Below are 26,296 nucleotides of genomic sequence, written 5' to 3' on the forward strand. Positions count from 1 at the left end.
CCGGGGCACCATGTACCTCTTGAAACGTGCGGCGGCTTTCGCCGCACTTTTTCTGTTCTGTTCCACAGTCATTGCCGCCGCGCAGGATGTCATGCTGACGTCGCGCGACGGCAAGATCGAGGTTGCAGGTACGCTGCTGGGATTCGATGGTGAATTCTACCGGGTGCAGACCGACTTCGGCGAGTTGACCTTCGACGGGAGCGGTGTGCTCTGCACGGGGCCGGGCTGCCCCAATCTCGACAATTATGTCGCCGAGCTGCAAATTTCCGGCTCTGCCACGATGGGGGCGGTCCTGATGCCCGCTTTGTTGGAAGCTTTCGGTCAGCGTGCGGGATTCACCACCACCCGCGAGGATCTCGAAGCCGGGAGCTTCGTCTATCATCTGTACGGCGAACGGGACGGCGAGCTTGCCGCCAACTTTTCCTTTCGCGCGACCAATACGAATGAAGGGTTCGCCGATCTGTTGGCGGATGAAGCCGATGTGGTGATGGCCCTGCGGGAAATTCGCCTGCAGGAGCGTATCAATGCACGCGAGGCCGGTATGGGAGACCTGACCGGGGCCAACCGCAGCCGCGTGCTGGCGCTGGACGCCATCGTGCCGGTGGTGGCACCGTCGAACCCGGTGGATCGGATTTCGGTGCTCGACCTGGCACGGATCTATTCAGGCCGAATTGTCAGCTGGAAGGATCTCGGCGGGCCGGATGCGCCCATAGAGATGCATCTGCCGGATGAAGGGAACGGTCTGGCGCAGGCTATCGTGGATCAGATCATGACCCCGGCAAAGCTGGAACTGGCGGAGGGTATTATCCGCCACCGGTTTCCCGCCGATTTGTCGGACGCCGTGGCAAAGGACAGCTTCGCCATCGGGCTGACCAGTTTCGCCGAACAGCGCAATACCAAGATGCTGGCGCTCGCCGGGACCTGCGACTTCGCGCTCTCGGCGTCCCGCCGGACGATAAAGACCGAAGATTACCCGCTCACCGCGCCCATGTTCCTTTATTTTCCGGCACGGCGCCTGCCGCAGATCGCGCGGGAGTTTCTGGCCTTCACCCGCAGCCCGGCGGCGCAGGTCGTCATCCGCCGTAGCGGGTTCGTGGATCAGGGGCCGGAAGAGATACCGGTGGACGAACAGGGCAACCGCTTTACCAACGCGATCGCGACAGCGGGTTTCGAGACGTCGCTGGACGAGCTGCAGCGCATGGTGACGACATTGGCCCCCATGCAGCGGCTGACGGTCTCCTTCCGGTTCGAAGCCGGGTCGATCAGGCTGGATGCGCAATCCCGCTCCAACATCCAGCAACTGGCCCGCGCGATGGAGCAGGGGCAATACGATGCGCGGCAGATACTTTTCGTCGGGTTCAGCGATGGCGAAGGCCCGGCAGCGGCAAACCGTGACATCGCGCTTCAGCGTGCCCAGGCCGTATCCCGCGCCGTGCTTGCCGCTGCGGTGACGGCAAACCCCGAAAGGATCGACATCGGGGTGGAAGCCTTCGGAGAGGCCCTGCCCATGGCCTGTGACGACAGCGCCTGGGGCCGGCAGGCAAACCGCCGAGTGGAGGTCTGGGTGCGCTGAGCGCTTGTCAGACCAAGCCTTCTGCCCTGAAGCTCAGCTCCTGCGACTTGCCGATGATGAGGTGATCGTGCAACGCGATCCCGAGCACATCGCAGGCGGAGATGATCCGCTTCGTCATCTCGATGTCCATCTGTGACGGTGTCGGGTCCCCCGAAGGATGATTATGCACGAGGATCAGGGCAGAGGCGTTCAGCTCAAGCGCGCGCTTGGCGACCTCCCTCGGGTAGACGGGAACGTGATCGACCGTGCCTTCGCCTTCCTGTTCGTCGGCGATCAAAGTGTTCTTCCGGTCGAGGTAGAGGACGCGAAACTGCTCCGTCTCCCGGTGGGCCATGGCGGTATGGCAGTAATCGAGCAGCGCATCCCAGCTCGAGACGACGGGCCGCCTGATCACCTTTGAGCGCATCAACCGGTGCGACGCCGCTTCGATGATCTTCAACTCCACCACGACCGCTTCGCCCACCCCATGGACGGAGAGGAGCCGTGCCTTGGGAGCGGTGATGACCCGGTTGAAGTCACCGAAGGTTTCCAGAAGCTCCCGCGCCAACGGCTTCACGTCCTTCCGGCCCAATGCGCGGAAGAGGATGAGTTCAAGCAATTCGTAGTCGGGGACGGCATCGGCCCCGCCCGCCATGAAGCGCGCGCGCAGGCGAACCCGGTGGTCCCTGAGGTAGGAGGGCACCTTTGCCGTTTGGTCCTGTGAGTTGCGGCTGGCGCCGACCTCCTCCGGCAGCAGAAAGAGTTGCCCACTTTCACGCAGGCTCTGATCGCCGGGAGGGTGCGTTTTGTCTTCTGGCCGTCGCATCGGGCCAGAGTGACCCTCGAATGGTTGCCAAGTGGTAAACGAAAAAGGCCGGGCGATGCCCGGCCTTGCTACGACAGATATCAGCTTGGTCAGCCTTTCATCGAATCCCAGAAGGATTTCACGCTGCTGAAAAAGGTGGAGCTTTCCGGGTTGTTCTTGTCCGAAAGCTCTTCGAATTTCCGCAGCAGGTCCTTCTGCTCCGACGTCAGGTTCACCGGCGTTTCGACCGCCAGTTCGATGATCATGTCACCGGCCCCGCCGCCCCGCAGCGGGGGCATGCCCTTGCCGCGCAGACGCATCTGGCGACCGGACTGGCTGCCCGCCGGCACCTGCACCCGCCCGCGACCACCGTCGATGGTGGGGACTTCGATGCTGCCGCCCAGGGCAGCCGTGCTCATCGAGACGGGAACGCGGCAGAACAGGTTCGGCCCGTCCCGTTCGAACAGATCGTGTTCGGCGACCTCGATGAAAATATAGAGATCACCCGAAGGCCCGCCGCGCAGTCCTGCTTCGCCTTCACCGGCGAGACGGATGCGTGTGCCTGTTTCCACCCCCGCGGGGATATTGACCGAAAGCTGCCTGTTCTTTTCGACCCGCCCCGCGCCCCGGCAGGTGTTGCAGGGATTCTTGACGATCTGGCCGAGGCCCGAACAGGTGGGGCAGGTGCGTTCGACGGTGAAAAAGCCCTGCTGCGCCCTTACCTTGCCCATGCCGGAACAGGTGGGGCATGTGGTGGGCTCCGCCCCGCCTTCGGCACCCGATCCGTCACATGCCGAACATTGTACCGATGTCGGCACGTTGATCGACTTCTGCAAACCGGAGAAGGCGTCCTCCAGCGAGATCCTGAGGTTGTAGCGCAGGTCCGCACCACGGGCCGCACGCCGACCGCCGGCCTGGCCGCCGCCGCGTTGGCCCATGAAATCGCCGAACAAGTCGTCGAAGACATCGGAGAAGGCGCTGCTGAAATCACCCTGCTGCCCGCCGCCGAAGCCGCCGCCACCGGGGCGTCCACCGCCCATGCCACCTTCGAAGGCGGCATGACCGTAGCGGTCGTATGCGGCTTTCTTGTCGGCGTCTTTCAGAACCTCGTAGGCCTCGTTGGCCTCCTTGAACTGCGCTTCGGCCTTGGGGTTGTCGGTATTGCGGTCGGGGTGCAATTCCTTGGCCTTGGTGCGGTAGCCTTTCTTGATCTCTTCGGCAGAGGCCCCTTTGGCAACGCCAAGCACCTCGTAGTAGTCACGTTTTGCCATGGGTCATAAGCTCCTGCTGTTGATACATGACGGGCCGGCCCGCCTGACGGACCGGCCCTCATCATGCAGTCAAACCGCGATTACGCGCGCTTGTCGTCGTCCAGATCCTCGAACTCGGCATCGACGATATCGTCATCATCGTTGCTGTCGTTCCGCGGCGCATCGGTGGACTGGGCCACGTCCTCGCCTTCGTCCTGGGCCGCCTTGTAGATCGCCTCACCCAGCTTCATCGCCGCTTCGGTGACGTTCTGGATGCCGGATTTGATCTTGTCGGCGTTGTCCGACTCGAGCTCGTCCTTCAGGGCGGCGATGGCCAGTTCGATCGCTTCGACGGTTGTCGGGTCGACCTTGTCGGAGTGCTCTTCCAGCGACTTTTCGGTCGAGTGGATGAGCCCTTCGGCCTGGTTCTTCGCCTCGATCAGTTCGCGGCGGGACTTGTCGGCCTCCGCGTTCTCCTCGGCGTCCTTGACCATCTTTTCGATGTCTTCCTCGGACAGGCCGCCCGACGCCTGGATGGTGATCTTCTGCTCCTTGCCGGTGCCCTTGTCGAGCGCGCCGACCGAAACGATACCGTTGGCATCGATGTCGAAGGTCACCTCGATCTGGGGCATGCCGCGCGGTGCGGGCGGAATGTTCTCCAGGTTGAAGGCACCAAGGATCTTGTTGTCGGCAGCCATTTCACGCTCACCCTGGAAGACCCGGATCGTCACCGCGTTCTGGTTGTCTTCTGCGGTGGAGAAGATCTGGCTCTTCTTGGTCGGGATGGTCGTGTTGCGGTCGATCAGACGGGTGAAGACACCGCCCAGCGTTTCGATACCCAGCGACAGCGGGGTCACGTCGAGCAGTACGACGTCTTTCACGTCACCCTGCAGAACGCCCGCCTGAATGGCGGCACCGAGTGCCACGACCTCATCGGGGTTCACACCCTTGTGCGGCTCCTTGCCGAAGAACTTGGTCACCTCTTCGACGACCTTCGGCATGCGGGTCATACCACCCACGAGCACGACTTCGTCGATGTCGGACGCGGACAGGCCGGCATCCTTCAGGGCGTCCTTGCAGGGCTTCATCGAAGCCTTGATCAGGTCGCCGACGAGGCTTTCCAGCTTGGCGCGGGTCAGCTTCATGACCATGTGCAGCGGCGAGCCGTCCTTGCCCATCGAGATGAAGGGCTGGTTAATCTCGGTCTGCGAAGAAGACGACAGTTCGATCTTCGCTTTTTCCGCAGCTTCCTTCAGACGCTGCAGCGCCATCTTGTCCTTCGTCAGGTCGACGCCGTGCTCTTTCTTGAACTCTTCGGCGAGGTAATTGACGATCCGCATGTCGAAGTCTTCACCACCAAGGAAGGTATCGCCGTTGGTGGATTTCACTTCGAAGAGGCCATCGTCGATTTCGAGGATGGTCACGTCGAACGTACCGCCACCAAGGTCATAGACGGCGATCGTCTGGGTGTTTTCCTTGTCGAGGCCATAGGCAAGCGCCGCGGCTGTCGGTTCGTTGATGATGCGCAGCACTTCCAGACCGGCGATCTTGCCGGCATCTTTCGTGGCCTGACGCTGGGCGTCGTTGAAGTAGGCGGGCACGGTGATGACGGCCTGCGTGACTTCTTCGCCAAGATACTTTTCTGCGGTGTCCTTCATCTTGCCGAGGATGAACGCCGAGATCTGCGAAGGGGAGTATTTCTCACCCTTAGCTTCAACCCATGCGTCACCGTTGCCACCGTCCATGACGGTGAACGGCATGTTCTTGCGGTCCTTGGCGAGATCCGGGTCATCATTACGACGACCGATCAGGCGCTTGACACCGAAGATCGTGTTTTCCGGGTTGGTGACCGCTTGCCGTTTGGCGGGCTGGCCGACAAGGCGTTCGTCGTCGGTGAATGCGACGATCGACGGTGTCGTGCGCGCGCCTTCGGCGTTCTCGATCACGCGAGGCTGGCTGCCATCCATGATGGCGACACAGCTGTTTGTAGTTCCAAGGTCAATACCAATTACTTTGGCCATGTTTTCGATCCCTCTTTTACTCAGGCGATGAAACGAGGCGTGGACCCGTTTCGGCATCCTGCCCCGATCTGTGGACGCGTCGGACAGGTGGTCCTTCGCGGTTCGGAGGGTATATAAGGAGGCGATTTCGGCCCTGCAACCGTTGCGAAGAGGCGGATGCAGTATTTTCCAACCTTTTCCGATGCTCAGCGCAGGAGGGTCACAGATGGCACCAGTCATGGTCAGGGACTTCGCGATTTACGACGGCTATCTCGATCTGACGGCCCAGCGTGAACTGGTCGAGGCCGTGCAGGATGTGGCCCGGCAGGCGCCGTTCTTTCGCCCGCAGACCCCGTACGGCAAACCGATGTCCGTACGCATCACGGCGGCGGGGAAATACGGCTGGTTTTCGGATCGAAGCGGCTATCGCTATGTGCCTACCCATCCCGACGGTCAGCCCTGGCCGTCGATTCCGGCCCCGGTCCTGCGGATATGGGATGCGCTCACGGGGTTGGAGCGGAGGCCAGAGTGCTGCCTCATCAATCATTACGACGCGCAGGCCAAACTGGGCATGCACCGCGACGCGGACGAAGCGGATTTCGCCTGGCCGGTGGTCTCCGTTTCGCTTGGCGATGACGCGCTTTTCCGGATGGGCAACCCCACGCGGGGCGGCAAGACACAGTCGGTCTGGCTTCGGTCCGGGGATGTGGTCGTCATGGGCGGGGCGGCCCGGCTCACCTATCACGGGGTGGACCGTATCCGCCCGGGTTCATCGCCGCTGCTGCCGGGCGGCGGACGGATCAACCTGACGCTGCGCGTGGTCGACTGATCCGTCAGCGCCGTGCGCTCCAACTGAGCGAGGCATGTTTGCGGGTGTAGAATTCGCCCATCATCCCGATCATCAGCAGGACCAGCCCGACCCAGATCGGATACTCCCAATTGCTGTAGCGGGGGTAGTAATTGATGAACGCGAAGCCCCGGCTTTGATCGATGGCGTGAAACAGCGGGTTCCAGTCGAACATCGCCAGCATGAAACCGGGCAGCGTGTTGGCAAGGAACATCTTGCCCGATGCGATCATGTTCGCGCGCTGATAGACGGTGGTGAAGATCTGCACGAAGGTCGGAAACCACGGCTTGATCGCCAGCAGCACCACGCCGAGCGCGCCCCCTGTGAACCACGCGATGAGCAGCATCCCGAAGGCCGGGATCGGTTGCTCGATCTCCAGCGGGGTCATGACCACGTGATAGGCAAAGAGAATGACGAAGAGCGACAGCACCTGAATATAGAGCGCGCCGAAGGCCGCCGAGGCGATCGAGATGACGGTCGTCATCGGGGCGTGCTGCATCATCGGGCTCGCCGGTCCTTCGGAGGCGACAACGGCGCCGAGCGTCTTGGTGTGCGTGAGGAAGAGGAAGATGCCGGTCATCACGTAGATGAGGAAATCACCACGCACCGCCGCCCCGCGCAGCCCGAGGATGGTGAACATCACGTAGAAGGCCGCGACGAACAGGACCGCCTGCAGCATGTTCGTGAAAATCGCCATGATGGCGTTGTTATGCGTCTTGCGGATCGACCGGACGATCGAGTGATAGATCAGTTCGAGCATCGAAACCGCGCTCGACAAGCGGCCGGTCGGCTTTCGGGTGGACTGGAACATCTGCCTGCGCCTCTGACTGAGCGGGAGTATACACGGAATTCTTGCCGTTCCGTAGTCAGCGCAGCATAAGAGGTTTGAAAAGAATATCAACGAAAGCGGGGCGCAGAGAATGGATTACGAAGAGTTGGTGACTGTGATGCGTCGCCTTGCCCTGCAGGCGGGGGAACGCATCATGGAGATATATGGACAGGACGATTTCGACGTCCGGTCGAAGTCCGACGAAAGCCCCGTCACGGCTGCGGACGAAGCAGCCGACGCCCTGATTTCCGAAGGGCTGCGGGCGGCCTTTCCCGACCTTATGCTCGTGACCGAAGAACAGGCGGAGACTCATTCGGCCCGGGGGGATACCTTTCTTATCGTTGATCCGCTGGACGGCACCAAGGAGTTCGTCCATCGACGGGGGGAGTTCACAGTGAACATCGCGTTGGTGGAGGGCGCGGTGCCGACCCGCGGTGTGGTCTATGCCCCAGCGAAGGGACGCCTTTTCTATACCGATGCAGAGGGGCGTTCGGTGGAGGAAACCGGTGCGCTCGATCCCGACCGGGCGGGTGAGACGATGCCGCTGAATGCGAAGGACCCGGAGGGCAGCGGCCTCATGGTGGTGGCGTCGAAATCGCACCGGGATCAGGCGACGGACGACTACATCGCCCGTTACGACCTGCGGGATATGACCAGCGCCGGTTCATCGCTCAAGTTCTGCCTTGTCGCCAGTGGTGAGGCCGACCTTTATCCCCGGCTGGGCCGTACGATGGAATGGGATACTGCCGCAGGTGATGCCGTCGTGCGCGGCGCGGGGGGCTTCGTTGTGCGTTTCGATGATCACAGCCCGCTGACCTATGGCAAGCCGGGGTTCGAAAACCCGCATTTCATCGTCCATGCGCCGGGCGTCGCGCTGAAGGAGGCATGATGTCCGTTCTGGTGGTAATTCCCGCGCGCTATGCCTCGACCCGCTATCCGGGCAAGCCACTGGTCGCGCTGAAGGGGGCGGGTGGCGAAAGCCGCAGCCTGATCGAACGCAGCTGGCGGGCGGCCCGCTCGGTGTCCGGGGTGGACCGCGTCGTCGTCGCCACCGACGACGCCCGCATTCGCACTGCTGCCGAAGCGTTCGGCGCAGAGGTCGTTATGACGTCGACGGAATGCGCCAACGGGACGGAGCGGTGCGCCGAAGCGCACAAGGCGCTGGGCGGGGGCTATGATATCGTGGTGAACCTTCAGGGCGATGCCCCGTTGACGCCCCCATGGTTCGTCGAGGGGCTGATTGAGGGGCTGCGCGCGAACCCCGGTGCCGCCATTGCCACCCCCGTCTTGCGCTGCGAGGGGGCGACCCTGTCGGCGCTGCTGGACGACCGGAAGGCCGGGCGCGTGGGCGGCACTACGGCGGTCTTTGCGGCCGACAACGCGGCGCTCTATTTCTCCAAGGAAGTCATTCCCTATACTGCGACCCGCTATGATCCGTCGGAACCCACGCCGGTTTTCCACCACGTCGGGGTCTATGCCTATCGCCCGGACGCGCTCGCTGCCTATCCGTCTTGGGAGGTGGGGCCGTTGGAACGGCTCGAAGGGTTGGAGCAGCTTCGGTTTCTGGAAAACAACCGCCCGGTTCTCTGTGTCGAGGTCGAGGCGCGGGGCCGGTCCTTCTGGGAATTGAACAACCCCGAAGACGTGCCCCGGCTTGAAGCCATGATGGAAGAGATGGGGTTGGAGTGAGCGAGACGACGGTCAGCGTCGTCGTTGTCAGCCGAAACCGTCCTTCGGCTTTGCGCCGGTGCCTCGTCGGGCTTTCGCAACTTCGCTATCCCGCGTTCGAGATCGTCGTGGTCGCGGATCCGGCTGGGATCGCGGCGGCCCGGGACGGCGGGTTCGGCGAAACCGTCAAGCTGCTGGAATACGATGTTCCCAATATCTCCGCGGCGCGCAACATGGGCATCACCCATGCCGCTGGCGATATCGTTGCGTTCATCGATGACGATGCGGTGCCCGAACCCCTGTGGCTGCATCACCTGACAGCACCCGCATCGCGCGACGAAGTCGCTGCCATGGGCGGCTATGTTCGGGGGCGCAACGGGATCTCCTTCCAATGGAAGGCGCGCGGCCTCGACAGGCATGGCAGTACCTATCCACTTTCCCTCGACGATGCCCATGCCACGGTTCTTACCCCGGCGCACGGCCATGCAGTGAAGACCGAAGGCACGAATATGGCTTTCCGCCGGGATGCGCTGATCGCCCTCGACGGGTTCGATCCGGCCTTTCACTACTATCTGGATGAAACAGACCTGAACATGCGGCTTGCGCGTACGGGGCAGGCCACGGCGATCGTGCCCCGCGCCGAGGTCCACCACGGGTTCGAGGAAAACCGCGTACGGAGTGCGGACCGCGTGCCACGGGACCTGTTCGACATCGGTGCCAGCTGGGCGGTTTTCGCACGCAAGCATATCCACGAGGCGGACCGGGCCACCCACTGGAAGGCGGTGCAGGGGGCAGAGCGGCGCAGATTGTTGCGGCACATGGTTTCCGGCGCACTTGAGCCGCGAAGCCTGCGCAGACTGATGGCGCGGCTTGAGGAAGGCCATTCGGAAGGTCTCGCACGTGCCATCGGGACTGCCCGCTTGCCCCGGCGCGCGGCGAGCCCTTTCTTGCGGTTCGTATCTTCGACCAAACCCCATGTATGGATCACAACCCGCCCGGCCCGCCGGAAACGGGATGAGACCCGCGCGCGGAAACTCGTCGGGCAGGGGCATGTCGTGACGCTTCTGTCGCTTTCGCCCAGTGCTTTTTATCACCGCGTGGCGTTTACGGAGGAGGGGGTCTGGCGTCAGACAGGAGGCCTCTTCGGACGGTCGGAGCGGGACCAGCCATTGGTCAGCTTCCACCGCAGGAAGGTTCGGAGCCGAACCGAAAGGGAAAGAGTGACGTTTACGCGGGGAGATGCTATTGACCGCTGAAGTATCGATTTACTTTAAATTCATTAAGCGGTCAGAACTACTTTGGGCTGCCTATCGGCAGGCGATGGAGTAGAAGACCAATAAGAAACGAGCCGAGGTTTGAGATGCCGAAGAAAGTGACAAAGGCGATTTTCCCCGTTGCAGGTCTGGGAACGCGCTTTTTGCCCGCAACCAAGTCTGTTCCCAAAGAAATCATGACGTTGGTCGATCGGCCACTGATCCAGTACGCGATCGACGAGGCGCGGGCCGCCGGCATCAGGGAGTTCATCTTTGTCACCTCGCGCGGCAAGGGCGCGCTGGAGGATTACTTCGATCACGCCCCGGTGCTGGAGCAGGAATTGCGCTCCAAGGACAAGAAAGAGCTTCTGAGCATCCTCAAGCAAACCAACATGGAAAGTGGCGCCATTGCCTATATCCGTCAGCACAAGGCGCTGGGTCTGGGCCATGCCGTGTGGTGCGCGCGGCGCCTGATGGCGGATGAGCCTTTCGCAGTCATCCTGCCGGACGATGTCATCGCGGCCGAAAAGCCCTGCCTTCAGCAGATGGTGGAAGCCTATGCCGAAACAGGTGGCAATATGGTCGCCGCGATGGAAGTCGAACCTGAACGGACATCCGCCTACGGTATCCTCGATCTCGCGGAAGATATGGGGAAGATGGTTCAGGTGAAAGGCATGGTCGAAAAACCGAAGACTGAGAATGCGCCCTCGAACCTTGCCGTGATCGGGCGTTATATTCTTGCGCCGACTGTCCTTCAGAACCTGAACAAGATCAAATCTGGTTCTGGGGGGGAGATTCAGCTTACCGACGCAATCGCGGCGGAGATTGCTCAAGACCGGAACGTCTATGGCTATCGCTTTGACGGTCAGCGGTTCGATTGCGGCTCGAAATCCGGCTTCTTGCGTGCCACGGTGGCCTTCGGGCTCGCGCGGGACGAGTTGCGCGAAGATCTGACGCAATACCTGCATGAGATCGTTCAAAGCGACAAGGCCGCGCAATAGCGCTGGTACGGCAAGGAAGACCAATGGCCAATGTTCTGGTGACCGGGGGTGCGGGATATATCGGATCGCACGCCTGCAAGGCGCTTGCGGCGGCGGGCCATACGCCCGTGACCTTCGACAATCTGGTGACCGGCTGGCGGGAGGCGGTGAAGTTCGGACCTTTCATCAAGGGTGACCTGATGAACCGGGCCGAGGTCGACGCGGCTTTTGCAGACTATGAACCCGTCGCCGTCATGCATTTCGCCGCCCTTAGCCAGGTGGGTGAAAGCATGAAGGAGCCGGGCCTTTACTGGCGCAACAACGTGCTTGGCTCACTGAACCTGATCGAGGCGGCCGCCGGGGCGGGGTGCCGGAACTTCGTCTTCTCTTCGACCTGCGCGACCTATGGCGATCAGGATAATGTTGTGCTGGATGAATCCTCGGCCCAGCTTCCGATCAATGCCTATGGCGCATCGAAGCGGGCGATCGAGGATATATTGCGCGATTTCGAAAAGGCGCATGGGCTGAACCACGTCATTTTCCGCTATTTCAATGTGGCGGGCGCGGACCCGGAGGGCGAGGTGGGCGAATTCCATCAGCCGGAAACGCACCTCGTGCCGCTTATGCTGGATGCGATCGAAGGGAAACGCGACGCGCTGACGATATTCGGAACCGACTACGACACGCCGGACGGCACCTGCATTCGGGATTACGTTCATGTCTGCGATCTGGTGGACGCCCACGTTCTGGGCCTCGACTGGTTGTTGCAGGGGCGCGGCAGCCGGGTGTTCAACCTTGGCACGGGGTCCGGGTTTTCGGTCAAAGAGGTTCTTGCCCACAGCCGTTCGGTCACGAACCGTGAAGTGCCCCATGTTATAGGGCCCCGCCGCCCGGGAGATTGCACCAAACTGGTTTCGGGTTCGACCCGCGCGGAAAAAGAACTGGGCTGGCGTCCGCGCCGCTCAACGCTGGAGCAGATGATCACAGATGCCTGGAGATGGCACCAGACCGGGCATTACGACGCCTGAACGCCCGACTGCGCGGTTGCTTGACCTGACGCGCAGCCTGCGCCGCGCCGGTCGCGTGGCGACGGGTGTGGATCGGGTGGAGCTCGCCTATGGCGATGCGTTGCTTTCCGATGAAAGCGTTCCCGTGTTCGGGCTGGCGCGGACAGCATTCGGTTACGTTTTGCTCGACGCAAGCGGCGTACGGAAGTTCATCGAACGTCTTACGGGGCGCGAGGAGTGGGGCGCGCCCGATCTGTTATCGCGGTTGCCACGCGGTCGCTCGAACCTCCAGCGCCGGGCGGAGGCAGACCTGCGCAGGCTGGCCCTCGCGCGGGCGGTTCCGGGCCGGTTGGCACGGATGTTGAGCCGTAACCTGCCGCAGGATTACGCCTATCTGAATGTCGGCCATAGCAATATCACCGACCGCGTGTTTGGCGCGGTTCACGCCTCTGCCGGGCGGATTGCGGTGCTGGTGCATGATGTGATCCCGCTCGAACACCCGGATTTTCAGCGCCCCGGCACGGTCAGCCCCTTTCGGGACAAGGTGCAACGCGTAGCGCAGGACGCCGATCTGGTGATCTATAATTCGGCGGATACCCGGAAACGCGCGGAAACCTTCATGCGGGGTTGGGGGCGGGTGCCGCCCGCCCTTGTCGCGTATCTGGGCGTCGTGCGGCCCATACCCGTGCCTGTCGATCTGCCCCCACATTTGCCCCCCGAACAGCCCTATTTCGTCACTGTGGGGACGATAGAGCCACGGAAGAACCACGCCTTTCTCCTGGATTTGTGGGAGCAGATGGGGCCTTCGGCGCCGCGCCTCGTCATCTGTGGAAACCGGGGGTGGAACAACGCGGCGGTCTTTGCGCGTCTGGATGCCCTGCGGGCCGATGACAGGGTGATCGAGGCTCAGGGATTGTCCGACGGGGCAGTTGCCGCCTTGGTTCAGGGGGCGGCGGGAACCCTGTTTCCGAGCCTGAGCGAGGGCTTTGGTCTACCCCCGGTAGAGTCGGCGGCTCTGGGAACGCGTGTTTTATGCAACGATCTCGAAGTTTTGAAGGAAGTACTTGGCGTCAAAGCGCATTTCCTGTCTGTCGCTGAACCCCGGTTGTGGATAAATACCATCGAGAATTGGGCCAGTAACCCTCCGGAGACGCATCAGCCTGCTGTTTACGACGATCTGAAATGGGACTCCCACTTCAAAACCGTCTTAAGGTTGACCTGATAGCGGAATGAGAGAGCGGTGCGACCCGAGAGCAGGGGACGGTAAGTGAGCGTGTGGCAGTCATACAGGCTGAGGCTTCAGCGCAAGCGATGGCGTATTCGCGCCTTTCGCAAGCGTCGTGAGCTGAAGCGCATCGCTGATCGGACATCCGAGATACGTCAGGATGACATCCTCGTTTTCTGCACCCAGCGGAACGAGCGGGTGAGGCTGCCCTATTTCCTCGACTACTACCGGCGCATGGGCGTGGCGCATTTCTTCTTTGTCGATAACGATAGTGACGACGGATCGCTCGACTATCTTGCCGACCAACCGGATGTTTCGGTCTGGTCAACCTCTGCCGGTTACAAACGGGCGCGCTTCGGGGTCGATTGGCTCAACTGGCTGCAGATGAAATACGCGCACGGCCATTGGACCCTGACGGTCGATCCGGATGAATTTCTTGTGTATCCGTTTTGCGATACGCGCCCCCTGCGCGCGTTGACGGACTGGCTGGACGCCTCTTCGATCAAGTCGTTTTCGGCAATGCTGCTGGACATGTACCCAAAAGGTCGGCTGGACGAACAGCCCTATCAGCCGGGACAGGACCCGATCGAGATCGCCTCCTGGTTCGATAGCGGCAACTACACGATGGAGCCGAACTACCTGTTCCGGAACCTGTGGATTCAGGGGGGGCCGCGTGCCCGCGTTTTCTTCGCGGACCAACCGGAAAAGGCGCCCGCGCTCAACAAAGTGCCGCTGGTCAAATGGGACAGGCGCTATTGCTATGTCAGTTCGACTCATATGCTGCTGCCGCGTGGGCTTAATCAGGTCTATGACGAATGGGGTGGTGAAAAGGCATCGGGCGTGTTGTTGCATGCGAAATTTCTCGACACGTTTTCGGCCAAGGCCGAAGAAGAGCTGGCGCGCGGTCAGCACTATGCCGGATCCGTTGAATACAAGGCCTATGCCGAACGGCTCAAAGACGATCCACAGCTCTGGTGCAAATGGTCGGAGCGCTACATAAACTGGCGACAGCTCGAAATATTGGGGCTGATGTCGAAAGGGAACTGGGCGTGAGCGTCGGGATCGTCATGCTGGTGCACACGGCGCTTGGCCGTGCAGAGCAGGTCGCGCGGCATTGGTCCGCCGCGGGCTGCCCGGTTGTGATTCACGTGGATCGCCACGTGCCGAAGGCGACCTTCGATACCTTCGTGAAGGCGCTGTCCGATGTGCCGGACATCCGGTTTTGCGAACGGTATCGCTGCGAATGGGGCACCTGGGGGCTCGTCGCGGGAACACAGGCCGCTTCAGAGATGATGCTGGCCAGCTTTCCCAAGGTGCGGCACGTCTACCTTGCCTCGGGTTCCTGTTTGCCGCTGCGCCCGGTGCAGGAGCTTATCGATTACCTCGCCTCGCGCCCCCGGACCGACTTCATCGAAAGCGCGACCACATCGGATGTACCCTGGACAGTGGGCGGTCTGGATGAGGAACGCTTTACCCTGCGGTTTCCGTTTTCGTGGAAACGGCATCGCTATTTCTTCGACAAGGCGGTCGCGGTTCAGCGCCGGCTGGGTCTTCAGCGGAAGATGCCGAACGGGCTGGTGCCGCACATGGGGTCGCAGTGGTGGTGTCTGACCCGGCACACCCTTTCCGCGATCCTGCAGGACCCGGAGCGGGATACCTATGACCGCTATTTCCGACATGTCTGGATCCCTGATGAAAGCTATTTCCAGACTCTCGCCCGCCAATATTCGACGAAGATCGAAAGCCGGTCCCTGACCCTCTCGAAGTTCGATTTTCAGGGCAAACCGCATATCTTCTACGATGATCACCTGCAGTTGCTGCGCCGGTCGGATTGCTTTGTCGCCCGCAAGATCTGGCCCTACGCCGATCGTCTCTATGACGCGTTTCTGACCGATGCCGCCGGGGCGATGAAAAAGACGGAGCCGAACCCCGGCAAGATCGACCGGATCTTCGCCAAGGCGGTGGAAAGGCGCACCCGGGGCCGTTCGGGCCTTTACATGCAAAGCCGGTTTCCGAACGAGGATTGGGAAAACGGCGTTACCGCGGCGCCCTATTCCGTCTTTCAGGGCTTTGCCGAACTTTTCGAGAATTTTGAGCCTTGGCTGGCCAAGGCCACCGGCGCGCGGGTGCATGGGCACCTCTTTGCGCCCGACAAGGTCCATTTTTCCGAAGGGCAGACGGCGATCAACGGCGCGTTGAGCGACAGTGCCATCTTGCGCGACCACAATTGCAAGACGTTCCTGACCAACCTGATCTGGAACACCCGGGGGGAACGGCAGTGTTTCCAGTTCGGGCCGCATGACAACCAAGACATTTGCTGGCGCATCGCCAGAGATTCCAACGCGCAGATTTCCGTCATTACCGGCGCATGGGCGGTGCCGCTGTTCCGATCAAACCTCGATTTCGCAGAGATCCGGGCCACTGCCGCCCGTCTGCAGCGGATCGAGAACGAGCATATGGATATCCTGCGGTCCCCCCATGCGAAGGCTCATGTGCGCATCTGGACCATGGCGGAGTTCATCGAGGCCCCGATGGAACCGCTGCAGGGCATATTGGACGAGATCGGGCGCACAAAGCTGCGCCGTCTGGCCGAAGCGCCAAAGATGGTGGACCTTGGCGGGTTCGGGCAGTTCCTGCAGAACCTGAAGAACCAGGGAATGCACCCCTATCTCATGGGCGATTTTCCCGTGGAACGGGGCGTCGAAGCCAGCCCGAAGCCGCCGCGCAAACCCTATCTGGTGCAATAGGGCATGGCGGACGGTTTCCACAGTTTCGTGGTCTTTGCCGAAATGCGTACCGGATCGAACTTTCTCGAATCCAACCTGAACGCCTTTCCAGGAATCGCCTGCCATGGGGAGGCGTTCAATCCGCATTTCCTCGGGTATCCGAGCAGCGAACCGATCCTCGGTATCGATCAGGCCACGCGGGATGCGGACCCTAAAACACTGCTGGACGCAATACGGAACGACCCTTCGGCGCTGGGCGGCTTTCGCTATTTTCATGACCATGATCCGCGCATACTCCACCCTGTGCTTGAGGATCGCGGCTGCGCCAAGATCATTCTGACGCGCAATCCGGTCGAAAGCTACGTGAGCTGGAAGATCGCGCAGGCCACCGGCCAGTGGAAACTGACGGATATGAAAGCGCACAAGGCCGCAAAGGCCCAGTTCGATGCCGATGAATTCGCCAGCCACCTTGATGCCCTGCAGCAGTTTCAGGTACTTTTGCTGAACCGTCTTCAGCGCAGCGGACAAACGGCTTTCTACGTGGCCTACGAAGACCTTCAGAGCGTCGATGTCATGAACGGGCTGGCGCGCTACCTCGGGGTGGACGAGGCGCTGGAAAGCCTTGATCGGAACCTGAAAAAGCAGAACCCCAGCCCGATTTCGGAAAAGGTCGAAAACTACGACGAGATGCTGGATGCGCTCGCATCGCTCGACCGGTTCGATCTTACCCGGACGCCAAATTTCGAACCCCGGCGCGGGCCGAACGTGCCGTCCTACGTCGCCGCACCAGAGGCCGGTCTGCTTTATCTTCCGCTGCGGTCCGGGCTGGAGGGGCAGATCAACGAGTGGCTCGCCGCACTGGACTATGCGGAAACCGAAGCCTTGCATACGCGGATGTCCCAGAAAAGCCTGCGGCAGTGGAAACGTCGCCACCCGGGGCATCGCAGCTTCACCGTGCTGCGCCATCCGCTCGACCGTGCCCATGATGCGTTTTCTCGTCATATCCTGACCACGGGCAAAGGCGCCTATATCCAGCTGCGGAAGACGTTGATCCGCCGGTACAAGCTGCCCCTGCCGGAGGGTGAGCCCGGGGCGGATTGGACGCTGGAGACGCATCGCGCGGCATTTGCCGCTTTCCTGCGCTTTCTCAAGGGGAACCTCGCCGGGCAGACGGCGATTCGCGTCGATCCGGCGTGGTGTACGCAGGCGCAAGCTTTGCAGGGGTTCGGCGAACTGACGTTCCCTGACCGCGTGCTTCGTGAAAATGAACTGGCCGAAGGCCTCGCCGATCTGGCGCGGGCGGTTGGGTATGACGATGCCCCGGCATTGCCCGCAGCGGAGCCGGTAGGCCCCCATGCGCTGGGCGACTTCTATGATGCGGAATTGGAAGCATTGGTCGCGGATGCCTACATGCGCGACTATGTGACCTTCGGCTTCGGAAAGTGGGATCAGGCCGCCTGAACGGCGCTGTCCTCCGTCAGGATCGTATAGAGGGTCGCCGCATCGGGGTTCGCGCGCAGCTTCGTGCAGATCGCGTTGTCCCGCAGGGTGCGCGCCACCAGCGCCAGCGCCTTGAGGTGTTCGACTCCGGCGTCTTCCGGCGCGAAGAGCGCGAAGGCGATATCCACCGGCTGACGATCGACCGAGCGGAAGTCGATCGGCTTGTCCAGAAGGACGAAGGCCCCGATCACATGATCAAGGCCTTCCATCCGTGCATGTGGCAGAGCCACCCCATGGCCTACGCCCGTGGGTCCAAGGGATTCGCGGGTCATCAGCGCGTCGACGACATCGCCGCCATCCAGATGATAGGCGACATGCATGAGCTCGCCGATGTCATGCAACAGACGCTTCTTGCTGGAGGCCGAGGTGAGAACCTTGACCGCCTCCGGCTTCAGGAGTTTAGCAAAATCCATTCGTTCCGCTCTGCTCTCTCCGACGGACTGGTGCCGCCGCTTGCTCGTTCAGGGATCGATCCAGCCGATGTTGCCGTCATCGCGGCGGTATACGACGTTCAGACCGGAATTCCCTTCCTTTCGAAAAACCAGCACGGGCGCACCTGCCAGTTCCATCTGCATGACCGCCTCTCCGACCGAAAGCGTCGCGATGCTGGTCTGCATCTCGGCGATGATCATCGGCTGGAGGCTGTCGGGTTCCTGCGTGTCAGAATCATTTTCTGAAGCGAGGATATATGATGAGGCTCCCATGAGTTCAACCGGTTCGGCCCGCTCGCGGTGGTGGTCCTTCAGCCGGCGCTTGTAGCGGCGCAGCTGCTTTTCCATTTTCTCGCGGCAGGCATCGAAAGCCCCATATATTTCAGTAGCATGCGCCCGCGCGGAGGCTGTCAGTCCCGTGGAAAGGTGCACCGTGGTTTCGCAGACATATTCATGCCCCGACTTGGAAAAGACGATCTGAGCGTCCGTGGGACGCCCGGCGTATTTGTTGACCGCCTCCCCCAACTCTTCCTTGACGTGGGTCTGCAGTGCTTCGCCTATGTCGATCTGTTTTCCACTGATCTGGTACCGCATGGGTTCTCCTCTTTTTTTTGTATGGCAAGAACAGACTGCCCCCGTCGAAGGGCGGACGGATCATGCCGGATGCGGAAAATATGGGCCTGTTTTCCGCCTGTGTTCAGCCGCGCCCTGGCGTGAAGGCATGCGCGCTGACAAGTGGGAAAGACGGGTTTCCATACCCCCATCAGGGCAAATTCGCCCTGAAAAGTCAACGAAAAGCCGCTGTACCCCGGTCACGGAAACGGTAGCGATTCCTTAACGATTTTAGGAAATCTTGAAATTATCGCCGAGGTAGACGCGGCGCACGTTCTCGTTCTGCACGACTTCCCCCGGGGTGCCCGACATCAGCACCCTTCCTTCGTGCAGGATATAGGCGCGGTCCACGATCTCCAGCGTTTCGCGCACGTTGTGATCAGTGATCAGCACGCCGATTCCGCGTTTCTTCAGGTCGCTGACCAAGGTGCGGATGTCCCCGACCGAAATCGGGTCGACGCCCGCGAATGGTTCGTCCAGCAGTAGGTACTTGGGGTTGGCAGCAAGGCATCGGGCAATCTCCACCCGGCGTCTTTCGCCGCCCGACAGGGCGATGGCGGGCGCGCGGCGCAGATGCTCGATGGAGAATTCGGTAAGCAGTTCCTCCAGCCGCTCGCGGCGCTGGTGGCGATGCGATACCGTGATATCGAGGATCGCGGCGATGTTGTCCTGCACATTGAGCCCGCGAAAGATGCTCATTTCCTGCGGCAGATAGCCTACGCCCAGTTGCGCGCGCCGATACATGGGCAGCTGGGTGACGTCTTTTCCATCCACTGTCACGGTGCCGCCTTCGGGGGTTACCAAACCGGCGACAGCGTAGAATGTCGTCGTTTTCCCCGACCCGTTGGGGCCGAGAAGGGCAACGACCTCTCCCCGCTCCAGATACATGGAAAAATCGCGGATCACGGTCTTCTTGCGGTAGGACTTGCGCAGATGTTCGATACGCAGGCCCGCCCCGCCGTCGGAGACAGCCAGTTCGGGCGGCGTGGTCATCAGTTGCCGCTGCCGGTCTGCAAGATGGTTTTCACCCGCCCGGACATCTGCGCCGTGCCGTCTTCGAGCTGGATGGTCATCTGTTCGGACGACAAAGCACTGCCGCCCTGTGTCAGAAGGACATTGCCCGTCATGACGAGCGTTCCCGCGTCGATGTCATAATCGGCCCGGTCCGCTTCGGCGGCGTCGTCACCGGAAACGAGGGTGACGCCGCCCGTCGCTTCGAGCTTTGCGATACCCTCGGCCTCCGCGCGGTACACGACCTCGACCCGTTCTGCGGTCAGCCGCATGGCGCCTTGCCCGATAAGCACGTTTCCGGTGAAGACCGCCGTGCCGGTCGCCTGATCCACCGAAAGGTTGTCGGCCGTGACCTCAACCGGGAGGGAGGTATCCTGCTCGATCGTGCCGAAGGCGACGGTGGCGCCCTGAGCCAGCAGGGGGGCGGCGAGAATCGCCATCAGGAGCGATGCGATCAACGAACGGATGTATGTCACCTGAGCTACTCTACCTGTTGTCGGGGCGTGTATACCAGTTTCACGCCGCGAGTGAAATTCATTTGCGCGCTATCGGTTGCGCCATCTTTCTCAAGAGTCATCGCACCTGCTGTGAGCGTGCCGCCGGGCGCGGTTCCCTCCACTGGTCCGGGTGAAACGATGCGCAGCGTCGACAGTTCCGAAGTCAGCAGATCCGAGGTCAGCCGGTAGCCGTCGGCGGTCGTGATCACGACATCGCCGGTCAGGTCGGCCCGGTCCTCGGAAATGTCGAAATCCGCCTGTTCGGCATTGATCGTGATCTCTGCCCCCCTGGTCGGACGCAGCCGGGCATTGACGGTTTCCGCCCGGTTGGCACCGTCCTGTCCGGAGGGGGAGGTCAGCCGGTTCGCGGAAAAGGAGATCTGGTCGCCATCCGCGGTGGTGCCGGAGAAGAACGGGCCGGTTACCTGCTGATCGCGAAGTCGGTCCTGAATTTCCTTGTCGGCGAAGGGAATCGCGGCATCCGGATCGTTCTGGCGAGAGAGCAGGAAAAGCGTCGACAGCAACCCCAACGCCATGAGGGGGAAGGCCACCTTCAGCAGGGCGACGAGCCGCGTGTGACGGTCCGAAGCCACGGCTCCTCAGCCCAGCCCGACGCGCAGGCAGTCGTGAATGTGGATCAGCCCTTCGGGCTGCCCCGTGCCCGCGGGATCGACGACGAAGAGGCAGGTGATCTTGCGCGCGTTCATGATCCCCACGGCCTGTTCCGCAAGCGCCCCCGGCCCGATGGTCGTGGGGGTCTTGGTCATCACGTCCCCGGCGGAAAGCGATAGCAGCCCGTCCATATGGCGGCGTAGGTCGCCATCGGTGATGACCCCCCTGAGAGCACCCGCCTCGTCCGTCACGCCCACGACGCCGAACCCCTTCTGGCTGATCTCTATCAGCGCGTCGGTCATGGGCGTGTCGCGTGTGATCAGCGGCAGCGCCTCTTCCCGGTGCATCAGGTCGGACACGCGGCTGAGCTGCGCGCCCAGTTTGCCGCCCGGGTGAAAATCACGAAAATGTTCGGGCGTGAAATTGCGGTTTTCCATGAGCGCCACGGCAAGCGCATCGCCCAAGGCCAGCGTCATGGTGGTGGAGGAGGTGGGCACAACCCCCGTCCCGCAGGCTTCGCCTGTCTGGGGCAACAACAGCACCACGTCGCATTGAGCGCCCAACGCGCTTTCCGCGCGGCTGGTGATCCCGATGAGCGGTATCGAATAGCGGCGGGAATAGGCGATCAGGTTTGCCAGTTCCGGCGCTTCGCCCGAGTTCGAGATTGCCAGAACCACATCGGCAGAGGTGATCATGCCCAGATCGCCGTGGCTCGCTTCGGCGGGGTGAACGAACTGGGCCGGCGTTCCCGTGCTGGCAAGCGTTGCGGCGATCTTCTTGCCGATGTGACCGGATTTGCCGATGCCGGTCACGATGACCCGGCCACGCGTATCCTTCAGCAGGTCGATGGCTGCGCGAAAGCGGTCATCGAGCCCGGCGGCGAGGGTGGTCAGTGCATCGGCCTCGGCTTCGATCACACGCCGTGCGGTATCGATGAAAGGCGTGCTCATGCGTGCGCGAAGATGTCGGTCTCGGGCCAGCCTTCGAGGTCGAGGCGAGCGCGGGTCGGCAAGAAGTCAAAGCAGGACTGGGCAAGCTCCATGCGTCCTTCGCGCAGAAGCCGGGCATTCAGTTCATCCCGAAGCCGGTGCAGGTAAAGCACGTCGGATGCCGCGTAGTCGATCTGTGCATCGGTGAGCGTCTCGGCGCCCCAGTCGCTGGATTGCTGCTGCTTGGAAATGTCCACGTTCAGGAGCTCCTGCAGCAATTTCGCCAGCCCGTGACGATCGGTGTAGGTGCGGATCAGGCGGCTTGCGATCTTGGTACAATAGACAGGCGCAGTCTCTGCGCCGAAAGCATTCAGCAGCGCCGCGATATCAAAGCGACCGAAATGGAAAAGCTTGAGCACCTTGGGGTTTTCCAGCATGGCGCGCAGGTTGGGCGCCTCTGTCTGGCCCTTAGCGATCTGGATAAGATGGGCGTTGCCATCCCCGCCGGACAGTTGCACGACGCAAAGCCTGTCCCGGTGCGGGTTCAGCCCCATGGTTTCGCAATCGACGGCGACCATCGGTCCGAGGTCGAGACCGTCTGGAAGATCATTCTGGTAAACGTGGTTTGTCATGGCCTTCCTATATAGCGCGTACACCGGCTGGGAAAGCGCGTGTTTCCGGGCCGGGCGGATCAGTTCCGGCTGCAGCCGATATCCGAAAGGGAAGGGCGCGGAAAGCGCTGCAGCAGGTCCGCCACCAGAATATGCGCGCGGTGCCCGGCCCAGTCGAGGGACACGAGCGCACGCGGCGGCCAGTTGTGCTTGAGCACCAGTCGGCGCCAGTTGTGCACGACAAGACAACGCAGGACCGCGGTTTCGACCGCCGACAGGCTGGCATCGCGGGGCAAACGTTCCGTCAGTTCGCCAAGCGTTCGGGCCAGCGCGGCATAATCCTCGGCCAGCCATGCAGGCTCTACCGCTTCGCGCAGCCATGGGGGCGCATCCTTGGCCTGCAGTTCCAGCGCCCCAGCGGGCAAAGACGCGGCTGGCGGTTTGGCATAAAGCCGGGGCAGGATCTGGATGTAGCCCGCCTGCCCCAGCGCGTCGGACGCGGTTGCGTCGGGGGGGAGGAGGACGAGGCTCCATTCCTCCGGTCCGGCGTATGGGTCCGCGTAGATCACCGGGCTTGCCTCGGCGCTCAGCTTGCGGCCATGCGGGGTGAGCGTGTGACGGCTGATGCGCCCGCGCTTTTCTGAGGCGATCCATCCATCGTTGCGCAGCCGGTGGAGCGCCACCCTTGTGGCTTCCGGTCTGATCTGCATTGCGGTCATGATCCGCGACAGGACCGGCCCGTCGATCCCCGCGCCTTCGGCCTGGGCCAGATCACCGAAGAGGCTGACCATCAGCGACCAGACCCGCTGACCGCCGAGCGTGCGCAGATCCGCGACCGTATGGGTAAAAACGTCAGACGGCATTCATCGTCAGCAAATCGTAGGTGGCCACGGTTTCGCCCTTCTGGTTCGTCAGCGTGACGTCCCAGCGTATTTCGCCATAGTCGTCGTTGCGGGGTGTTTTCTGTTTGACGACGAGCCGTACCTTGATGCTGTCGCCTGCCTGTACCGGTGCCATGAAGCGCAGGTTGTCCAGCCCGGTGTTCGCCAGCACGGGGCCGGGATCAGGTTGCACGAACAGCCCCGCCGCGAAGCTGAGCAGCAGGTAGCCATGCGCCACCCGGCCCGGGAAGAACGGATTGGCCGCCGCCGCTTCGTCATCCATATGGGCGTAGAAGGTATCGCCGGTGAAATGGGCAAAGGTCTCGATATCGTCGAGCGTGACCACGCGGCTGTCGCTGTTGAATGTTTCGCCCAGCTCCAGTTCGGTGAAGCTGCGGGTGAAGGGATGCGCCCTGTCGTCGATCTCCGCCGCGCCGGGTATCCATTGCTGGCCTATGACGCTGAGCATGTCGGGGCTGCCCTGAACAGCGGTGCGCTGCATGTAGTGCATGACGCCGCGGATGCCGCCCAGTTCCTCGCCGCCGCCCGCGCGACCCGGGCCACCGTGCACCATATGGGGCAGGGGGGCACCGTGGCCGGTGGCTTCCTTCATGGAGGTTCGGTCGGCGAAGTAGAGCCGCCCGTGATAGGCCGCCGAACTCAGGGTGATGTCCCGCGCAAAGCCTGCGTCATGCGTGATGACAGAGGCGACGAGCGAGCCTTGCCCGCGGTTCAGCAGGTGCGCCGCATGTGCCACGTCGCGGTAGGGCATAACGGTCGAAACCGGGCCGAAGGCTTCGGTATCATGCACTCGGCTGGCGGTATCGGGGTCGGTGCAATGAAACAGCATCGGTGGCAGGAAGGCACCCGCCGCGGCATCCGCACCGTGAACTTCGAACCGGTCCGGGTCGCCCGACACACGCTCGGCTTCCCGCGCCAGCAGTGCTGTCTTTTCCAAAACGTCGCGCTTTTGTGCGGCGGAGACGAGGGCGCCCATCTTCGTGTCCTTGTCGCGCGGATCGCCGATGCGGGTGGCTTCCAGCTTTTCCTTCAGCGCCTCGATCAAAGGTGCCACCAGCGGTTCGGGGGCCATGATCCGGCGGATCGCGGTGCACTTCTGCCCGGCCTTCGCCGTCATTTCGCGATGAACCTCCCTAACGAAGAGGTCGAATTCCGGCGTGCCCGGTGTTGCATCGGGGCCAAGCACCGAGGCGTTGAGGCTATCCTGTTCGGCGGCGAACCTGACGGAGCGCGCCAGCAGGTTGGGATTGCCGCGCAGCTTCAGCGCGGTATCGGCGGAACCGGTGAAGGCAACGGTATCCTGACAATCCAGCCTGTCCAGCATATCGCCCAGCCCGCCCGCGACGAACTGGAGCGAACCTTCGGGCAGGATGCCCGACTCCAGCATCAGGCGCACGCAGGTTTCCGTCACATAACAGGTCGCCGTTGCGGGTTTCACGATGGCGGGCATCCCGGCGAGCAGGGTAGGCGCCAGTTTTTCCAGCATGCCCCAGACGGGGAAGTTAAAGGCGTTGATATGAACGGCGGCGCCCTGCAACGGGGTGCAGATATGCCGCCCGAAGAATTGACCACCCCGGCCAAGCTGCTCCGCCGGACCGTCAAGGAAGACATGCGCATCCGGCATTTCCCGCCGTCCCTTGGAGGCGAAGACGAGCATCGTGCCGATGCCGCCATCCACGTCGATCAGGTGATCTGCTTGCGTGGCGCCGGTATCGAAAGACACATCGTAAAGCTGCTGCTTGCGTTCCTTGAGATGGAGCGCCAGCGCCTTCAGCATCCGCGCCCGGTCATGGAACGTCATGGCGCGCAGGGCCGGACCGCCGGTTTCGCGGGCATGGCGCAGCATGGCGTCTGGGTCGATGGCCCCGCCCCCGGCGCGGGCAAGCGGGATGTTGTCTATCGCGCTGCGAATGTCGCGGGCATCTGTGCCGGGCGGCACCCATTTTCCGACGGCAAAACTGTGAACGTCTTTCATCGGCGCCCCCTAATGTGTGTCGTAATCGATCGTCAGCTTGTCCGAGACCGGGTAGCTCTGACAGGTCAGCACATAGCCACGCTCGACCTCGTAATCCTCCAGCGCGTGGTTCGACAGCATTTCGACCTCGCCCTCCAGCACCTTGCCCATGCAGGTGGAACAGACCCCCGCCTTGCAGGCGAATGGCGCATCGAGACTGTTTTCCAGTGCCGCCTCCAGCACCGACTGGCCGCGTGACATCGTAAAGCTTCGGCGGGCGCCTTCTATGATCACCGTCACTTCGGTGCCAGCAGCGCTTTCGCTTCGCTTTTCCATTTCGCGCTTTGCAAGGCGGCCCTGCTGGCTTTCCCCGAAGAGTTCGAACTTGATCTGATCGGGGTCCATGCCATGGGCCTTCAGCGCCTCGGCGATGGCGAGCATCATGGGTTCGGGCCCGCAGATGAAGGCGGTGTCGAGCTTGGAGGGATCGATCCAGAGCTTGAAGAGCAGCGCGCATTTCTCGGCATCGACCCGGCCGGTGAACAGGTCGATGTCCTGCCCCGATTCCAGCATGTGAATGATGGTCAACCGGCCCATGTAGCGGTTCTTGAGGTCCTCAAGCTCCTCGCGGAACATGATCGTGTTCACCGCGCGGTTGGCGTAGACCAGCGTGAAGGTCGATTGCGGTTCGCGCTTCAGCACGGTCTTGAGGATCGACAGGATCGGCGTGATGCCGGAGCCGCCCGCGAAACCGATATAATCCTTGGCGCGGTCGGGCTCGATCTCGGTGAAGAATTTCCCCTGCGGCGGCATCGCATAGAGCACATCACCGACCTTCAGTTCCGTGTTCGCGTAGGTCGAAAAGGCGCCGCCATCGACCCGCTTTATGCCGACCTTCAGCTCGCCGTCGTCAAGGCCTGCGCAGATCGAATAGTTGCGCCGAACCTCTGTCCCGTCGAAATCCTTGGAGAATGTCAGGTACTGCCCCTGACGAAAGGCGAAGGCCTGCGGATCCTCCGGGCGCAGGGTCAGAACCACCGCATCGCGGATGGTATGATGGATGTCGGTGACTTCGAGGGGATGAAAGCTGGACAT

25 protein-coding genes are annotated in these 26,296 nt (G+C 62.0%); 11 read left to right on the top strand and 14 right to left on the bottom strand.

What is annotated here, in order from left to right; translation table 11 throughout:
• The first annotated feature begins 10 nt into the window (after positions 1-10).
• Positions 11-1,573 (top strand): phosphate ABC transporter substrate-binding/OmpA family protein, encoded by a 1,563-nt coding sequence (locus tag A3764_RS22135; protein ID WP_067923510.1) that lies wholly within the window; start codon positions 11-13, stop codon positions 1,571-1,573.
• A gap of 7 nt (positions 1,574-1,580) precedes the next feature.
• On the opposite strand, the gene radC is transcribed toward A3764_RS22135, so the two are convergent.
• The 3 genes from radC to dnaK form a co-directional block, all read right to left on the bottom strand.
• On the bottom strand, positions 1,581-2,378 hold the full coding sequence (radC, locus tag A3764_RS22140) for a RadC family protein (RefSeq protein ID WP_082851108.1): 798 nt from the start codon (positions 2,376-2,378) through the stop codon (positions 1,581-1,583).
• A gap of 89 nt (positions 2,379-2,467) precedes the next feature.
• The gene (gene dnaJ, locus A3764_RS22145; protein WP_067923513.1) at positions 2,468-3,628 is read right to left on the bottom strand and encodes a molecular chaperone DnaJ; all 1,161 of its coding nucleotides are present in this window, start codon (positions 3,626-3,628) and stop codon (positions 2,468-2,470) included.
• Positions 3,629-3,708: 80 nt separating this feature from the next.
• Positions 3,709-5,628: a molecular chaperone DnaK gene (dnaK, locus tag A3764_RS22150; RefSeq protein WP_067923516.1), complete on the bottom strand. Its 1,920-nt coding sequence runs from the start codon at positions 5,626-5,628 to the stop codon at positions 3,709-3,711.
• Between the two features lie 205 nt (positions 5,629-5,833).
• Between dnaK and A3764_RS22155 the strand changes: the two genes are divergently transcribed.
• The gene (locus A3764_RS22155) at positions 5,834-6,436 is read left to right on the top strand and encodes an alpha-ketoglutarate-dependent dioxygenase AlkB family protein (RefSeq protein WP_067923519.1); all 603 of its coding nucleotides are present in this window, start codon (positions 5,834-5,836) and stop codon (positions 6,434-6,436) included.
• Between the two features lie 4 nt (positions 6,437-6,440).
• Here A3764_RS22155 and A3764_RS22160 read toward each other — a convergent pair whose 3' ends face one another.
• A complete protein-coding gene (locus tag A3764_RS22160; RefSeq protein ID WP_067923522.1) occupies positions 6,441-7,265 on the bottom strand; it encodes an ABC transporter permease in 825 nt (274 codons plus the stop codon).
• A gap of 109 nt (positions 7,266-7,374) precedes the next feature.
• On the opposite strand from A3764_RS22160, the gene cysQ reads away from it, so the two are divergent.
• The 9 genes from cysQ (at position 7,375) to A3764_RS22205 (ending at position 17,603) form a co-directional block, all read left to right on the top strand.
• Complete coding sequence (cysQ, locus tag A3764_RS22165) at positions 7,375-8,172, top strand: 3'(2'),5'-bisphosphate nucleotidase CysQ (protein ID WP_067923525.1); 798 nt, start codon at positions 7,375-7,377, stop codon at positions 8,170-8,172.
• Entirely contained in the window at positions 8,172-8,972 is an 801-nt protein-coding gene (locus tag A3764_RS22170; protein WP_067923528.1) for a 3-deoxy-manno-octulosonate cytidylyltransferase, read from the top strand. Before cysQ ends, A3764_RS22170 begins: the two co-directional genes overlap by 1 nt.
• Positions 8,969-10,207, top strand: coding sequence for a glycosyltransferase family 2 protein (locus A3764_RS22175; protein ID WP_067923531.1), 1,239 nt, complete (start codon positions 8,969-8,971; stop codon positions 10,205-10,207). The genes A3764_RS22170 and A3764_RS22175 overlap by 4 nt, the downstream gene beginning before the upstream one ends.
• 104 nt (positions 10,208-10,311) lie before the next feature.
• The gene (gene galU, locus A3764_RS22180) at positions 10,312-11,205 is read left to right on the top strand and encodes a UTP--glucose-1-phosphate uridylyltransferase GalU (protein ID WP_067923533.1); all 894 of its coding nucleotides are present in this window, start codon (positions 10,312-10,314) and stop codon (positions 11,203-11,205) included.
• A gap of 23 nt (positions 11,206-11,228) precedes the next feature.
• Complete coding sequence (galE, locus tag A3764_RS22185; RefSeq protein WP_067923534.1) at positions 11,229-12,212, top strand: UDP-glucose 4-epimerase GalE; 984 nt, start codon at positions 11,229-11,231, stop codon at positions 12,210-12,212.
• Complete coding sequence (locus tag A3764_RS22190) at positions 12,172-13,413, top strand: glycosyltransferase (RefSeq protein ID WP_067923535.1); 1,242 nt, start codon at positions 12,172-12,174, stop codon at positions 13,411-13,413. The genes galE and A3764_RS22190 overlap by 41 nt, the downstream gene beginning before the upstream one ends.
• 45 nt (positions 13,414-13,458) lie before the next feature.
• Positions 13,459-14,469 (top strand): glycosyltransferase family 2 protein, encoded by a 1,011-nt coding sequence (locus A3764_RS22195; protein WP_067952116.1) that lies wholly within the window; start codon positions 13,459-13,461, stop codon positions 14,467-14,469.
• Positions 14,466-16,163 carry a DUF5927 domain-containing protein gene (locus tag A3764_RS22200; RefSeq protein ID WP_067922198.1) on the top strand — a complete coding sequence of 566 codons (1,698 nt, stop codon included), beginning with the start codon at positions 14,466-14,468 and terminating at the stop codon, positions 16,161-16,163. Before A3764_RS22195 ends, A3764_RS22200 begins: the two co-directional genes overlap by 4 nt.
• A 3-nt stretch (positions 16,164-16,166) precedes the next feature.
• Positions 16,167-17,603: a nodulation protein NodH gene (locus A3764_RS22205; protein ID WP_067922200.1), complete on the top strand. Its 1,437-nt coding sequence runs from the start codon at positions 16,167-16,169 to the stop codon at positions 17,601-17,603.
• On the opposite strand, the gene A3764_RS22210 is transcribed toward A3764_RS22205, so the two are convergent.
• The 10 genes from A3764_RS22210 to A3764_RS22255 form a co-directional block, all read right to left on the bottom strand.
• The gene (locus tag A3764_RS22210; RefSeq protein WP_067922202.1) at positions 17,591-18,055 is read right to left on the bottom strand and encodes a PTS sugar transporter subunit IIA; all 465 of its coding nucleotides are present in this window, start codon (positions 18,053-18,055) and stop codon (positions 17,591-17,593) included. The genes A3764_RS22205 and A3764_RS22210 overlap by 13 nt on opposite strands.
• 48 nt (positions 18,056-18,103) lie before the next feature.
• Complete coding sequence (gene hpf / locus A3764_RS22215; RefSeq protein WP_067922204.1) at positions 18,104-18,667, bottom strand: ribosome hibernation-promoting factor, HPF/YfiA family; 564 nt, start codon at positions 18,665-18,667, stop codon at positions 18,104-18,106.
• Between the two features lie 249 nt (positions 18,668-18,916).
• Positions 18,917-19,678, bottom strand: coding sequence for an LPS export ABC transporter ATP-binding protein (lptB, locus tag A3764_RS22220; protein WP_067922206.1), 762 nt, complete (start codon positions 19,676-19,678; stop codon positions 18,917-18,919).
• The gene (lptA, locus tag A3764_RS22225; RefSeq protein ID WP_443069067.1) at positions 19,678-20,136 is read right to left on the bottom strand and encodes a lipopolysaccharide transport periplasmic protein LptA; all 459 of its coding nucleotides are present in this window, start codon (positions 20,134-20,136) and stop codon (positions 19,678-19,680) included. The genes lptB and lptA overlap by 1 nt, the downstream gene beginning before the upstream one ends.
• A 41-nt stretch (positions 20,137-20,177) precedes the next feature.
• Complete coding sequence (gene lptC, locus A3764_RS22230; RefSeq protein ID WP_150120698.1) at positions 20,178-20,786, bottom strand: LPS export ABC transporter periplasmic protein LptC; 609 nt, start codon at positions 20,784-20,786, stop codon at positions 20,178-20,180.
• 6 nt (positions 20,787-20,792) lie between these two features.
• The gene (locus A3764_RS22235) at positions 20,793-21,755 is read right to left on the bottom strand and encodes a KpsF/GutQ family sugar-phosphate isomerase (protein ID WP_067922214.1); all 963 of its coding nucleotides are present in this window, start codon (positions 21,753-21,755) and stop codon (positions 20,793-20,795) included.
• A complete protein-coding gene (locus A3764_RS22240) occupies positions 21,752-22,366 on the bottom strand; it encodes a ribonuclease D (RefSeq protein ID WP_067922215.1) in 615 nt (204 codons plus the stop codon). The genes A3764_RS22235 and A3764_RS22240 overlap by 4 nt, the downstream gene beginning before the upstream one ends.
• A 59-nt stretch (positions 22,367-22,425) precedes the next feature.
• Positions 22,426-23,208: a PaaX family transcriptional regulator C-terminal domain-containing protein gene (locus tag A3764_RS22245; RefSeq protein ID WP_067922218.1), complete on the bottom strand. Its 783-nt coding sequence runs from the start codon at positions 23,206-23,208 to the stop codon at positions 22,426-22,428.
• Positions 23,198-25,222, bottom strand: a complete 2,025-nt coding sequence (gene paaZ, locus A3764_RS22250) for a phenylacetic acid degradation bifunctional protein PaaZ (protein WP_067952118.1) — start codon at positions 25,220-25,222, stop codon at positions 23,198-23,200. Before paaZ ends, A3764_RS22245 begins: the two co-directional genes overlap by 11 nt.
• A gap of 9 nt (positions 25,223-25,231) precedes the next feature.
• Entirely contained in the window at positions 25,232-26,296 is a 1,065-nt protein-coding gene (locus tag A3764_RS22255) for a 2Fe-2S iron-sulfur cluster-binding protein (protein ID WP_067921995.1), read from the bottom strand.

The organism is Sulfitobacter sp. HI0129 (genome assembly GCF_001635395.1).
Classification (GTDB): domain Bacteria; phylum Pseudomonadota; class Alphaproteobacteria; order Rhodobacterales; family Rhodobacteraceae; genus Sulfitobacter.

What these genes read in the sequence shown, in the direction of transcription:
- A3764_RS22135 (WP_067923510.1), top strand. Translation starts at nt 11, where the DNA reads ATGTACCTCTTGAAACGTGCGGCGGCTTTCGCCGCACTTTTTCTGTTC.
- radC (WP_082851108.1), bottom strand. Translation starts at nt 2,378, where the DNA reads ATGCGACGGCCAGAAGACAAAACGCACCCTCCCGGCGATCAGAGCCTG.
- dnaJ (WP_067923513.1), bottom strand. Translation starts at nt 3,628, where the DNA reads ATGGCAAAACGTGACTACTACGAGGTGCTTGGCGTTGCCAAAGGGGCC.
- dnaK (WP_067923516.1), bottom strand. Translation starts at nt 5,628, where the DNA reads ATGGCCAAAGTAATTGGTATTGACCTTGGAACTACAAACAGCTGTGTC.
- A3764_RS22155 (WP_067923519.1), top strand. Translation starts at nt 5,834, where the DNA reads ATGGCACCAGTCATGGTCAGGGACTTCGCGATTTACGACGGCTATCTC.
- A3764_RS22160 (WP_067923522.1), bottom strand. Translation starts at nt 7,265, where the DNA reads ATGTTCCAGTCCACCCGAAAGCCGACCGGCCGCTTGTCGAGCGCGGTT.
- cysQ (WP_067923525.1), top strand. Translation starts at nt 7,375, where the DNA reads ATGGATTACGAAGAGTTGGTGACTGTGATGCGTCGCCTTGCCCTGCAG.
- A3764_RS22170 (WP_067923528.1), top strand. Translation starts at nt 8,172, where the DNA reads ATGTCCGTTCTGGTGGTAATTCCCGCGCGCTATGCCTCGACCCGCTAT.
- galU (WP_067923533.1), top strand. Translation starts at nt 10,312, where the DNA reads ATGCCGAAGAAAGTGACAAAGGCGATTTTCCCCGTTGCAGGTCTGGGA.
- galE (WP_067923534.1), top strand. Translation starts at nt 11,229, where the DNA reads ATGGCCAATGTTCTGGTGACCGGGGGTGCGGGATATATCGGATCGCAC.
- A3764_RS22190 (WP_067923535.1), top strand. Translation starts at nt 12,172, where the DNA reads ATGCCTGGAGATGGCACCAGACCGGGCATTACGACGCCTGAACGCCCG.
- A3764_RS22205 (WP_067922200.1), top strand. Translation starts at nt 16,167, where the DNA reads ATGGCGGACGGTTTCCACAGTTTCGTGGTCTTTGCCGAAATGCGTACC.
- A3764_RS22210 (WP_067922202.1), bottom strand. Translation starts at nt 18,055, where the DNA reads ATGGATTTTGCTAAACTCCTGAAGCCGGAGGCGGTCAAGGTTCTCACC.
- hpf (WP_067922204.1), bottom strand. Translation starts at nt 18,667, where the DNA reads ATGCGGTACCAGATCAGTGGAAAACAGATCGACATAGGCGAAGCACTG.
- lptB (WP_067922206.1), bottom strand. Translation starts at nt 19,678, where the DNA reads ATGACCACGCCGCCCGAACTGGCTGTCTCCGACGGCGGGGCGGGCCTG.
- lptA (WP_443069067.1), bottom strand. Translation starts at nt 20,136, where the DNA reads ATGGCGATTCTCGCCGCCCCCCTGCTGGCTCAGGGCGCCACCGTCGCC.
- A3764_RS22235 (WP_067922214.1), bottom strand. Translation starts at nt 21,755, where the DNA reads ATGAGCACGCCTTTCATCGATACCGCACGGCGTGTGATCGAAGCCGAG.
- A3764_RS22240 (WP_067922215.1), bottom strand. Translation starts at nt 22,366, where the DNA reads ATGACAAACCACGTTTACCAGAATGATCTTCCAGACGGTCTCGACCTC.
- A3764_RS22245 (WP_067922218.1), bottom strand. Translation starts at nt 23,208, where the DNA reads ATGCCGTCTGACGTTTTTACCCATACGGTCGCGGATCTGCGCACGCTC.
- paaZ (WP_067952118.1), bottom strand. Translation starts at nt 25,222, where the DNA reads ATGAAAGACGTTCACAGTTTTGCCGTCGGAAAATGGGTGCCGCCCGGC.
- A3764_RS22255 (WP_067921995.1), bottom strand. Translation starts at nt 26,296, where the DNA reads ATGTCCAGCTTTCATCCCCTCGAAGTCACCGACATCCATCATACCATC.